This is a genomic window from Paenibacillus sp. JT31N11 (assembly GCF_056269285.1).
Genome location: NZ_JBWDNQ010000004.1, coordinates 92886 through 105497 on the forward strand (window position 1 = coordinate 92886; position 12612 = coordinate 105497).

Annotated in this window: 6 protein-coding genes; all 6 read left to right on the plus strand. The window is 51.9% G+C overall.

Going from position 1 to position 12612, the window contains the following annotated elements; translation table 11 throughout:
• Positions 1-55: 55 nt before the first annotated feature.
• Positions 56-3433, plus strand: a complete 3378-nt coding sequence (locus AC0YNV_RS16345; RefSeq protein WP_475769014.1) for a glucuronyl esterase domain-containing protein — start codon at positions 56-58, stop codon at positions 3431-3433.
• Between the two features lie 88 nt (positions 3434-3521).
• Positions 3522-4715 (plus strand): S-layer homology domain-containing protein, encoded by a 1194-nt coding sequence (locus tag AC0YNV_RS16350; RefSeq protein ID WP_475769015.1) that lies wholly within the window; start codon positions 3522-3524, stop codon positions 4713-4715.
• Positions 4716-4952: 237 nt separating this feature from the next.
• On the plus strand, positions 4953-5906 hold the full coding sequence (locus AC0YNV_RS16355) for an ABC transporter permease (RefSeq protein WP_210044559.1): 954 nt from the start codon (positions 4953-4955) through the stop codon (positions 5904-5906).
• 13 nt (positions 5907-5919) lie between these two features.
• Positions 5920-6792 carry a carbohydrate ABC transporter permease gene (locus tag AC0YNV_RS16360; RefSeq protein ID WP_475769016.1) on the plus strand — a complete coding sequence of 291 codons (873 nt, stop codon included), beginning with the start codon at positions 5920-5922 and terminating at the stop codon, positions 6790-6792.
• 96 nt (positions 6793-6888) lie between these two features.
• Positions 6889-8523 (plus strand): extracellular solute-binding protein, encoded by a 1635-nt coding sequence (locus AC0YNV_RS16365; RefSeq protein WP_475769017.1) that lies wholly within the window; start codon positions 6889-6891, stop codon positions 8521-8523.
• A 506-nt stretch (positions 8524-9029) separates the two neighbouring features.
• The gene (locus AC0YNV_RS16370; RefSeq protein WP_475769018.1) at positions 9030-12500 is read left to right on the plus strand and encodes a glucuronyl esterase domain-containing protein; all 3471 of its coding nucleotides are present in this window, start codon (positions 9030-9032) and stop codon (positions 12498-12500) included.
• Positions 12501-12612: the final 112 nt, after the last annotated feature.

Sequence of the window (12612 nt, forward strand, 5' to 3'; positions counted from 1 at the left end):
GGCTGGTTCCAATGTAAATGAACAATGTCTACTCAAAAAAACAGGAGGAAGATGCATGAAAACCAAGAAAAAACTGTTAAGTGCCATCCTGGGCGTACTTCTGAGCTTCTCAATGGTGCCCTCCGTCTTCGCTACAAATGCGTATTATCCATCCAACCAGGGTCCGTCCCAAGCCCAGCCTCCCGCGGGACGCGAGTATTTCCCTACGGACATCAATAAGCTGCCCAGCTCCGACGGCCTGCCCGACCTGTTTAAATTCCTTGACCCGACGAAGGGAACGAACGGTTATGCGACCACAAAGGCTGAGTGGGATCAGCGCCGGGCGGAGATCTCCGACGAACTGCAGTACTACTACTACGGCCATAAGGAACAGACCAGGAAGGAGGATGTTACCTATTCCGGCACCTTCGGTACGAGCAACGCAGCGTTGACGGTTACCGTCAATAACCCGGAAAACGGAAAATCCGGCAGCTACAACGTGACCGGCATTTACATCCCGACCTATAAGGAAGGTGTGGCGGATGCCGATCTGAAAAACGGCGAAACGAACATCGCGCCTCCCTATCCCTTTGTTATCGGCGTAGGCGGCGGCGTTTCCGCCAATATGCGCAACGCCTTCCTGCGTCATGGCTATGCCGTGATGAACAACCCCACCGGCACGATCTACAGCGACAGCGCCAGCCGCACCGGCCTGTACACCACGTTGTATCCATTCAACAAGGATACGTACGAGGGCGATTCCGGCGCGCTGATGGCATGGGCATGGGGCATCTCCCGGACCATTGACGCGCTCGAGAACGGCGCGTATCAAGGCCTTATCGACCCGACCCGCTCGGTCGTCACCGGCGTGTCCCGCAACGGCAAGGGCGCGGCTCTCGCCGGGGCGTTCGACGAGCGCATCAGCATTGTTGTGCCCGTAGATCCCGGTCAGGGCGGCATAGCGTCCATGCGCTATTCCTCCGAGGGCCGCATCTACAACTACAACGTGCCGAACAGCGCGAACGGGGCTCCCAATGCCTCCTACAGCAACTCCAACATGAACCGCAGCTTCTTCCGCAACGAGAAGCCGACAAACCTGCTGTCTCCAAGCGAAGCCCACTGGCTTGGCGTCAAGGCCGAGGATTTCCGCTTTGACCTTGACAAGCTTCCGTTTGATTCGCATGCTCTTGCGGCGCTGGTCGCTCCGAGGCCGCTTATCACCTTTACCGGGGAAGGCTTTGATTGGCTGGGCTCCCCGTCCAACGTGCTTGCCACTGTCGCCGCCAAAGAGGTCTATGAGCTGCTCGGCGCAGGCGGCAATATCGGCGTATATGTCCATGACGGCGCGCATGCCTTTCAGGACCGCGACCACGCCTATGTGCTGGCTATGATGGACCGCGAGTTCCACGGCGGAAAATACGGCGATCCTCTCAAGGTTGAGGGACCCGATACGCTCGGCGTTAACGTCAACCCGCCGGTTCGCCCGGCGGCAACCTACGGCAGCGTATGGGAAATGTCGAGCTATCCGTTTGAGGTAGACAGCTCGTATATTCAATGGTCACGGCCGGGCAAATATTCACTCTATACCACGAACGAGATGGTAACAGCAGGTTATCCGGCAACGATCAAGGCGTATTCCGACGCTTCGCAGGTGATGTTGAACACGGGTGCTGGCGTCTATACCGCTGATGTTGTTGGCGGCGTCGCCACCTTCACCCTCAGCGCCGACAAGGTTGCGGCGGGCCGCTACACGCTCTCCACCATCGGCAAGGCCAAGGACAGCCAGACGGTCTATCTCCAGAGCTATGACCTGACGGGTATCCTCCGTACCAGCCTCACGGCTGACGACACCGGCGACAATCAACGCTGGATCTTCGGCTTCACGAGCAAAGTAGACGAGAATGCCATCAAGATCTTCGCCAACGACGTGCCGGTTCCGGCCAGCGTGAACGAAGCACAGGAGCCCGGCTGGATTCTTCCTTACGGCGCTTCTATCCTGACAGGCTATTCCAGCGCCGATGCGGACAACACCAACAAGCACTCATTCTTCCAGGAAGATGTTCCCGGCTTCCCGGCCGTTTATACAGCAGGAGTGAACAGGGTTGTCCGTCTTGAGGATGTCAAACTCGAATCATTGCCCGATTATAATTTCCAGTTCTCTTATGATTTGAACATGGCCAAGGCTGTCCTGCCGCCGTCCTGGCCGTCCACCAATATCAAGATCGGGCCGAGTCCCAACTGGCCGCAGTTCCCGAACAAGAACACTGATACGGGCGAAAGGCCGGAATCGCTTCCGTGGCCGACCACCAAGCTGGGAGACGTTACCTTCAATCCCAAGAACACGATGATCACGGCGGCCGACACCAGCGTATCCGTAGGCTTTGCGAATCCGATGGATCCGCAGAACTTCGGCTTCGGCACAAATTTCGCCGAGGATTACACCGTCCAGTGGAGTGAGAACAACACCATCGTCACCATCGGCTTTGACAAGCCTCTCTCTGCAGGCAGCGAACTCACGCTTGTCCGGCTGAAGGATGCGGCGGGCAACGTCAATGTCAAGCCTTACGTCTTTGATCTCGCGCCGAAGGCCGTTACCGGCATCACCGTCACGCCGCCGAACAAGGTGGAGTACAAGGTTGGCGAGCGCATTGATCTGACGGGGCTTGTTGTTACCGCAGCCTTTGAGGATGGCACATCCAAGGCAGTCAGCAGCTATGAAACCGACGTGAAGGACGGTACGCTGGTGCAAAAAGCCGGCACCACAGAGGCGACAGTCAGCTTCTCCGGCTTCACCGCCAAGTTCAATATTACGGCCACATTGCCCGAGAGCATCATCTACACGGTCAATGTGCCGGAAAGCGTCATCGTCAACAGCAAAGATAAGGAAACATCTGTAAAATTCACGCTTGACGCAGGAAATTACACCGGCTTGCAGGGCTTCAACGCCAGGGTGAAATACGACGCGGATCTCACATACGTAAGCGCAGTCGGCAAATCCGGCGTATCGGTTGTAGACGCCAAGAACGACGCAGACAAGAAGGAGCTTCAGCTTGCCGTTGCCAAGCTGGGCGCTCCTATCTCCTCCGGAGAGAATCTTTTGAACCTGCTTGATCTGAACTTTACCGTTCCCGCGGGTTATGTCGGCGACGTGAGCGTGGAGATCATCATTGAGTTTGCAAGCAATGGCAAAAACGAATTAGCTGTCACTCCGCTGAATAACACGGCGACGGTGACGGTGGGCTCCTATATGGTGCTTACCTACGATATTAACAACGACAAAGTCGTTGACTGGAACGACTTCTATGCCGTTGCCGGCTACTACGGAGCCTCCAGCCTCGACAGCAACTGGCGGGAGAACGCCTATCGCGCCGATTATACGGGCGATGGCAAGGTGGGCATAGACGACCTGCTGGTCTTCATCCAGGTTCTTAATGACAACAGCATAGGATTTTAACAGCAGCCAAATCGTTCATTCAGGAAAGATTGTGACCGGCGCCGGGAGTACGTTATCCCGGTGCCGACACGCTTAGGAGGAAAATATCATGAGAGTTTTGAGAAAATCGCGTCACGCAGTATGTATTGCGCTCTCATTTGTTCTATTGGTTTGTATGGCCGGCCTGCAGGTGAATGCCGCTCCATCGAATGCCGAAGCCGCACCGATCAATGTGGAAACTGCACTGACCGAATTCACGGTGACGATTTCCCTCACGGAAAAAGAAAAATATGCCGGCGTGGAGATGTCGGTAGAATTGTCGGATGGCATAAAGTATGTAAGCCATGAGATGGAGTCGAGTTTTACAAGCCTTTATCAGTATAACGGCACCCGGCACCTCATTGGCGGCATGACGACAGAAGGAAAGAATGTTTTCTCCGGCAAGCTTGAGGTAGGTGTGTTGAAATTAAATTATCAGGGTAACGCGAATGAAACCATCTCTATTTCTCCCGCGGTAAGCCGTTATGACGGCGACGGCAAACCGGTTTCCACTCCAAAGAAAGAACAGACCATTCAGATTTCCCGTCCTGGCAGCGAGGCCAATCCCGGCGGAGAAAATTCCGGTACAGGCGGCGGCAGTGGCGGCGGCAAAACCATTATCCTGGATGAGCAAAACGCAAATATTGAGATCGTGCTTGACGATGCTGTCCCTCTCGCCGGTTTGCCCAGCTTCACCGATATAAGCGGACACTGGGCGGAAAGCTACATTCTTTCTCTCGCCGCACAGCAGGTTGTGTCCGGCGTTGGAAACGGCAAGTTCAGTCCGAACGGCAAGCTCACCCGCGCCGAATTTGTGCAGATGTTCTACAACGCGTTTGGCAGCGGAGCGCAGCCCGGCGGCCCGCTGACCTTCAGGGACACTGTAACCGGCGGATGGTATACGAACGCCATAGCCTGGGCCACGGACAACGGGATTGTGACCGGCTACACCGAAAAAGCGTTTGGCCCGAACGATCCGATCAGGCGTCAGGACATCACGGTCATTATGTCGCGCCTTGCTTCCACTTTCGACATGGATCTCAAGGCAGGACAGGAGAAAGCAGCATTTGCGGATGATCAATTGATAGGCGGCTATGCAAAAGCTGCCGTGTATCAAATGCAGTCGGCCTCCATCATCGCAGGCAAGGGGAACAACATTTTTGATCCTCTCGGCAACACAACGCGCGCCGAAGCCGCCAAAATTCTTTACATTATTCTTGAAAAAGCCGGCAAGATCGACCCGGCTTACGCGATTCCCTCCTGATGGAGCGCTAACGCCGCTGAGAATTTCTTCATACTAAGCGGGGTTTTGCCTGTGGATCAAGGGAAATTCTCCGTTTTCAAGAAAGGTTAAGTTCATTAAAAAGTGTTAACTGCCCCGGCGCCTAGCAGATTTTGGTCAGGTTAACCTCCCGATTATTGTTAATTTCCAAGCGTGGCGGACGGGTGTTAGACTGGTGCTCAAGAACGGTTTGTCACATTTAGGAAGAGGAGGCTTACCATGGCTACTGCAACGACCAGCCGGCAAGAAAAGACGGCAGTCCGCGTACGGCGTATCCGTTTCAAGACGCTGAAGCGGGATTGGCAATTATATGCGCTGTTGATATTGCCCTTGGTTTATTTTGTCTTGTTCAAGTATGTTCCCATGTTTGGCATCATTATTGCGTTCAAGGACTACAACATGTTTAAAGGAGTTCTGGCAAGCCCCTGGATCGGTTTTGAGACATTCCGGGAAGTGTTCGCCATGGATGCTTTCTACAATGCGCTGCGCAACACCTTTGTACTGAATTTTCTGGATTTGGTGATCAGCTTCCCCATCCCGATTATTCTGGCGATCCTGCTTAACGAGCTGCGTGTGAAGTGGTTCAAGAAGGGAGCCCAGACGATCCTGTATTTGCCGCATTTCATTTCCTGGGTCATTATTGGCGGGATGGCTCTCCAATTGCTCGCAACGAACACCGGTATCGTGAACATTATTTTAAAATCATTCGGATTGGAAGCGATTCCATTCCTGACCGAGCCGCTGTATTGGGTTCTCTCTTACCTGGGCATCGGCATATGGCAAAGCGCAGGGTGGGGAACCATCATCTATCTGGCCGCTCTGACCGGCATCAACAGAGACCTGTATGAAGCGGCAGATGTGGACGGAGCGAACCGGATGCGGAAAATCTGGCATATTACCATGCCTGGCATCAAGCCGACGATTATCATTCTATTAATCATTAATATCGGACATATGGCCAGCATTGGCTTTGACCGTCCTTTCGTCCTGAGCAATCCCCTTGTAACGGATGTATCTGAAGTGATCAGCACCTATGTGTACAAGATCGGGATCCAGTCGGCGCGTTATACGATCGCTACCGCTATCGGCCTGTTCCAGGCTGTTGTCGGGCTCATCTTCCTGCTGTCCGCCGATTTTATTTCCCGCAAAGTCAACGATCAAGGCATTTGGTAGGGGGAGGAGAATTATGACCAGAAACGGAAACGAAAGAGTCGTCGATGCGATCATTATATGCTTTATCACCGTAGCGGGAGTATTATGCCTCGTGCCTATGCTCCATATCTTCGCCCTGTCGCTTAGCTCCAACAGCCCGATCATGGCCGGTAAGGTCACCATTATTCCCATGGACATCGATTTGACGGCTTACAAGACCGTATTCGGCAATCCGGAAATGATTCGCTCCCTGGTGTTTACCATCGGGCTTGTCACGCTGTTTACCGTTTTCTCTATGATTATGACGGTTATGGCTGCTTACCCGCTAACCAAAGAGAGGCTGAAGGGGAGAACTCTGTTCCTGCTCATCATCGTGCTGACCATGTTCTTCAGCGGCGGCATCATTCCGGAATATTTGCTGATCAAAAACCTGCATCTGCTCGATACGGTCTGGGCGCTCATTCTGCCGGGAGCGATTAATGCCTTCTATCTGCTCATTATCAAGACGTTCTTCTCTTCTATTCCGCTGGAGCTGGAAGAATCCGCGCGTATGGACGGAGCAGGCCATTTCAAGATTCTGATCCGACTGGTGCTGCCCTTGTCTCTCCCGGTGCTGGCTACGCTCAGCCTGTTCTACGCCGTAGGACGCTGGAACGGGTTTATGGACGCGCTTCTGTATATCACCAAATCGGAGCTGTACCCGCTTCAATTGAGGCTGTACGAGATGGTTATCAACAGTCAGGTCATTGATATGGCTACCGCAGAGGGGATGAATGCCGCTGCTCCGGTGCCGGAGAGTCTCAAGGCAGCGTCCATTATGTTCGCAACCCTGCCCATTCTTCTTATCTATCCATGGCTGCAGCGGTATTTTATCTCAGGCATGATGATCGGGGCAGTCAAAGGCTGATAGTCGCTCTTCGTCAGATCATACGGCCCTTAAGCCGTCCTCGCGAAGGTTGCTATAGATAGAAAAATACCAAAATATGAAGGGAGCCAAAGTCTGATGAAACTCGCAATCCGAAAAACAGGCATGATTATGTTCACCCTGCTGTTGTTTGCATCCGTATTGGCAGGCTGCAGCAGCGGCAACAATTCGGACAACGGCACAGCGCCAGCAAACACGCCGGCTGAAGCGCCAGCGGACAATCAGGGGGATGAAAACAAGCCGGCAGCAGAAGAGCCTAAAGGAGATCCAATCACACTGCGGGTAGAGCTGTTTGACCGCAATAACACGCCGGCCGGAGCGCCGCCTATCACGGACAACTTTATGACCCAGTTTATTCAAAAGAATTTCGGCGATCCGAACAACATCAAGGTGGAGTTCGTCACCGTCCCGCGCTCGCAGGAGGTGGATAAGCTGAACGTGCTGATGGCTGCGAACCAGGCCCCGGATATCGCCTACACGTATGACCAGCCAACCGTTCAGAAATATGTCAAAGACGGCGGGTTGACCGATCTTGGTCCCCTGATCGAGCAGTTTGGCCCGAACCTGAAGAAGACGATGGGCGATGAGCTCCTCAGTTACGGGATATTTGACGGCAAGCAGTACACGGTTCCGGCAAAACGTGTGCTGACCGCGCAAATGACGACGTTTATCCGCGAGGATTGGCTGAAGGAGCTCAATTTGCCGCTGCCGGAAACGACAGAACAATTTTACGAAACATTGAAAGCGTTCAAGGAGAAGAAACCGGGAAAATCCGGCGATAACGTCATTCCATACGGCTATATCGACTATTTCCATATGCACGCCCTGCAGTATTCATTCTGGGAGTGGGATAAAATCTCGCAGGAAGACCTGTATGCGAATGCGGAATGGCTGATGCCGGGAAATAAGGAAGCCTACCGTTTCCTGAACAAGCTGTATAATGAAGGGCTGATCGATCCCGACTTCCCGCTGCAAATGAACAAGGATACGCAGCAGTTCCAGAAGGACCTGATCAATGGCCGGGTCGGCGCCGCTACACCGAATACCAACGAGCCCGTATACATGGGGTATTACACGGAATTGAAGAAGGCGGATCCGAACGCAAGCTTGGCGCTGATTGACCCGTTCACGGACGCAAGCGGCAAGCATCCCAAGCCGGTGTATTCCCCGAACGGCATGTATATTTTGGTTCCGAAGGCCAGCAAAAACGCCGAGGCCGCAGTCAAATACCTGGACTGGATGTCCCAGCCGGAAAATATTATTACGCTGCAGAACGGTACGGAAGGCGAAACCTACAAGATGGAGAACGGTCTTCCCTATACACTTGACAATGATTTGGTCAATCAAACGCTGTATAACTATTTCGATTACTGCATTATTCTGAACGGCAAATATGTAAGCAACACGGACGAAAAGCTGAATATCGAAGCGAACGCATCCGATCCGGCATTTAAGGATTTTACGGTAGAGAGCATCGAGAAAGGCATGTCCGATGGGATCGTCAAGCCTCGCGTCTTAACCCCAATCGAGTCGGAGATCAAATATGCGACCACCCTGGATGCCAAGAACGACGAGATTATGGTCAAAGTCGTAACGGCGAAAACAGCAGACTTTGACAAGGTCTACGACAAGGAAGTTCAGGATTATATGAAAATCGGCGGACAGGAAGTCATGGACGAGAAACGCAAAGCGTTTAAAACGGAGAATCCATAAGCTCCGTACTTAGAAGCTGGGAACCGTCCGGCAGACTGCCAAGCAGGTATTGAGTGCGGGAATCAAAGAAAGCTGCAGGAAAGCAGCCGGCGTGAAGAACAGGGTTGTGGATTATGAAAGATAAGAGAAACTGCTGTTTAAGGCGGTTTCTCTTTTTTTTTAAAATATCGGAAAGTATAACTTCTGCTGCTCTGGCAGCAATAGTTTTTGGAATTTTGATATGAATAGGAAAAAGGTTATTAGACGGGAATATCGCTGGTTTCATTACAGGCTAGCAGTAGGATAATGGATAATATTCAAATAGATAAGAAGATGATAAGTTGTTTGAAAGCGCTTGTATGACTTGTATACATGGTACAAGCAGCTAATTGAATACAGGACAGGGGGTTACATTCTCGCAGCCTATATCAAGCACAAACCGGACTTGAATACCGCAGCGTCCCGCATTTTTCACAGGCCAACTAACATGCAAAGTGCTATTAATTCTAACAAAGGAGATGTTTGTAATGAAAAAGCCAAAACGCATCATCGGCCTTATCCTGGCCGCTCTGATGCTCATGCCCGTTCCCCTGAACACGGCGCAGGCAGGTTCGGCTGACAGCAATCTGGAGAAAGTCGCGTTTTCCGTCAGAGGATATGCCTCGACTCAGTTGGCTGCCGCTGACTTTACCGTTTCATTCCAAACAAACGGTGGCAATGCTGTACCGGAGCAAAGTGTTGCAGCCGGGGAACCGGCAAAAAAACCTGCTGACCCTGTAAGAGAGGGGAAAGAATTTGCAGGCTGGTTCTCTAATGAAGATTTAACATCCGCCTATTATTTCAATGCACCTGTAATTGGAAGCCGGACCCTATATGCAAAGTGGATATCTGCTGCAACAGAATTCAAAAGCGCAGCGGAATTGGACAAGGTCTATGAGCTTCCGAACCCCTTCCGGTTTTATGATGGAACGATGGTGACTGATCCTTCCCAGTGGCCGGAAAGACGGGCAGAGCTCGATGAAATGTATCAAACCTATTTTATGGGCAATATTCCTGATGCGCCGGAGGAATTAAGCGCCATGAGAAATGGAAACAAGCTTACCATTACAATGAAGGTTGGAGAAGTTACGCAGTCGGTAGATGTTACCATCACATTGCCTACGGAAGCGCAGGCCGCTGCGGCAGGCGTTACCGCTCCTTATCCGCTCGTCATTGGCGATAGCGGCACTGCTTATACCAATGCCGGTTACGCTACAACCTCCATACCGGCGTTTGCCAGCCAGAACGCGGCAAGAACAGGTATTCTGAATAATCTGTTCCCGTACGATGCCAAAACCAATGATTTTACCTACATTTCGGCCCAAGGCTGGGGTGTCCGCCGTTTTATGGATGCTCTGGAAGTTGTGACTGCTGACGGCAAGGTGCTTTTTCCGGAAATCAATTCCAAGCAGGTTATGTCGATGGGACTTTCAATAGGCGGCAAGCTTTCGCTGGCTATGGCGGCTTTCGAGCCCCGTATCGCAATTGGTGGCTCCGATCAATCCGGTCAATTCGGCGCAGCAAGCATACGTCTCGGATATGACGGCAGAGTCTATCCATGGAGAATGGGCCAGTCCAACGAATCCATGCCGGCTGCAAGCCAGAGCAGCGGCTCATGGACGTCGCTGAATCTCCAAGAAATGGCCATTGTCGGTTCGACGAACGGCTATACGGATGGCAAAGGATTCGGAGGGGCCGGCACAGCCAAACAGTATCCTTGGGGACTGTCCGTTCCAAAGGACGGGATTACCTTCGAAGGAACAACCACTCCCGGTTATGATGACCTGTTCAAAGTGCCTGTAGACGCAAACTCGCTGGTTGCTCTGATGGCGCCGCGTCCTGTCATCGTAATGGGCGGTACGGAACACGGCTGGACGATTGCCGAAAGCCAGGCACAATCTGTCTTCGCCGCCAGAAAGGTATATGAATTTCTTGGCGCTGACCCGCGCCGCGCTCAGGTTACCCTTACCGTCCAGGGCCATACCATTACTTCGTATAACCGCAACGCCTTGCTGATGATGGGTCAGAAATATTTCCGCGGTATCGATAATCCGATCCTTGACCAGGACATCCGCTGGACTGAAGCGTCGTCCCTGGGGATTACATCTGCGACAAACACCGCATATGCGGATGCAAACGCATACACCACTCCGTATACGCCTTCTTATGATGCCATTCCCTGGGGGATTCCAGGCCACTATAATATCGATCTTGATGCCAGCAGATTCCTGCAGGGCTACGGCGCTTCGTTTACGGCGAGCACAACGGCGGATACCATTTCCATTTATGAACCGTTCGGAGCTTTAATCCGTACCGTTGCGGTTGCAGACGGAAAAGCGAAAATTACGCTTTCGCCCGGGGAAACGAAGGAATACGGTTCATACAAGCTCGTAGCCAAAGGCGCAGGCTTGAAGGACGGTGTTCAATACATCGAAGTGGCTACGAACAAAATAACATTCTTTGGCAGCAATAACATGTTCAAATATGCCAAGGTTATTTTCGATCCTTTGATCACCACGGTCAAAAACAACAATGATGTTGCCGCTGACAACGGCAGCAGCGTCAGATTCATTTTCGGCGCGAGAATAGACCCGACGAATGTCAAAGTGAAGGTAAACGGAAATGAGAAATTCAACGGCGAAGTGATCGACCGTTCGGGTTATACACAGGAAGGCCAGGAGCCGTATTGGTATTTTCCTGCACCAGGCTACTATTCGAACAATGCTGTCGCCGTTAACGATGTTTCATTGGCCAATTATCAAGAGGCAGAATTCACCGGTGTGAGATTCCTTGATTTCTTCCCTGATCTTACGTTCAGCTTTAATTTCTTCAAAAAAGCAGGAGAGCCGACAAGCAGCTATGATCAGCTTCCATCCTGGACAGTCGATAACTATCAAGCGATCGGCGTTTCCGGTGACAGAATCCTGCTTTCATGGCCTAAAGCCAATAATGCACAAAGCTATTCCGTGTTTGTTGACGGCAAGCTTGTTGGAAGCACTGAGGATAATGTATTTCAGCTTAACGAATTGGCTTCCGGAACAAGCTATAATGTCAAGGTAGCTGCCGTTAATCAAACAGGCACCGCTGCAGAGAATCTTGCTGCTGACATTCGTACACTGGAAGGCCCTGCGCCTGAGGGAGTTGTTCTAAACGGGACCGATGCCGTCAAAGCAGGCCAATCCTTCGACCTGACTTATGGCTTGAATGGGGTCGAAGCCGAGATCCTGGCTCAGGATATCACTATAGAATACGATGCGGACTTAATCGGGCTTGTATCTCCTCCGGTCTCGACGGACGATAAGAAATTCGTCGTCGTCGATTACGAGGATGAGCCAGGAAAGCTTCGTATCCTTGGCATTCATCTTGGCGAGCTTCAGGCTGACCCGAACGGCGGACTGATTACATTATCCTTCAAAGCGAAATCGGATGCCATGGCAGGTATCGCCAATATCAAGGTTGCGAATGTGATCGCGGCCAACAAAGAAGGCGTTGAATCGACACTTGAGGGAACCACTCATAATGTACAAATCGACGTTATCAATAAAACGGCTCTGAACGAGCTTATTGACGAGGCGCAAGGGGCACACGATCATGCGGTGGAGGGCAAGCTTCCAGGACAGTATCCTGCAGGCTCGAAAGCGCTTCTGCAAGCGGCAATTGATCTGGCCCAGGGCGTGGCAGCCAATGAGGATGCTTCACAAACCGAGGTGGAGCAGGCTGCGTCCGCATTGAACGAGGCTCTGCAGACATTCAAAGCATCGGTTATTGAGAAAATTCCAGGCGACAACAACTACGATAACAAAATAAGTATTGGCGACCTGGCGATCATGGCGGCTGCTTACGGCAAAACGTCGGCGGACGCAGACTGGGATTCGGTGAAGAACTATGATAGGAATGCGGATGGAGCGATCGATATTCTGGATTTGGTTACGTTGGCAAGAGAAATTCTTAACTGGTGATGATAGAGCAGATTTTACCATCAGGGGATAACAGCATTTATGAATGCGAAGGGTTTAAGGAGCAGATGAAATGGCCGGGATGACTACAGTTTAAGCAATAAGGCCCTCGGAA

Excerpts from the sequence above, each read along its gene's own strand:
- AC0YNV_RS16350 (WP_475769015.1), top strand. The coding sequence starts at position 3,522 with ATGAGAGTTTTGAGAAAATCGCGTCACGCAGTATGTATTGCGCTCTCA.
- AC0YNV_RS16370 (WP_475769018.1), top strand. The coding sequence starts at position 9,030 with ATGAAAAAGCCAAAACGCATCATCGGCCTTATCCTGGCCGCTCTGATG.
- AC0YNV_RS16360 (WP_475769016.1), top strand. The coding sequence starts at position 5,920 with ATGACCAGAAACGGAAACGAAAGAGTCGTCGATGCGATCATTATATGC.
- AC0YNV_RS16365 (WP_475769017.1), top strand. The coding sequence starts at position 6,889 with ATGAAACTCGCAATCCGAAAAACAGGCATGATTATGTTCACCCTGCTG.
- AC0YNV_RS16345 (WP_475769014.1), top strand. The coding sequence starts at position 56 with ATGAAAACCAAGAAAAAACTGTTAAGTGCCATCCTGGGCGTACTTCTG.
- AC0YNV_RS16355 (WP_210044559.1), top strand. The coding sequence starts at position 4,953 with ATGGCTACTGCAACGACCAGCCGGCAAGAAAAGACGGCAGTCCGCGTA.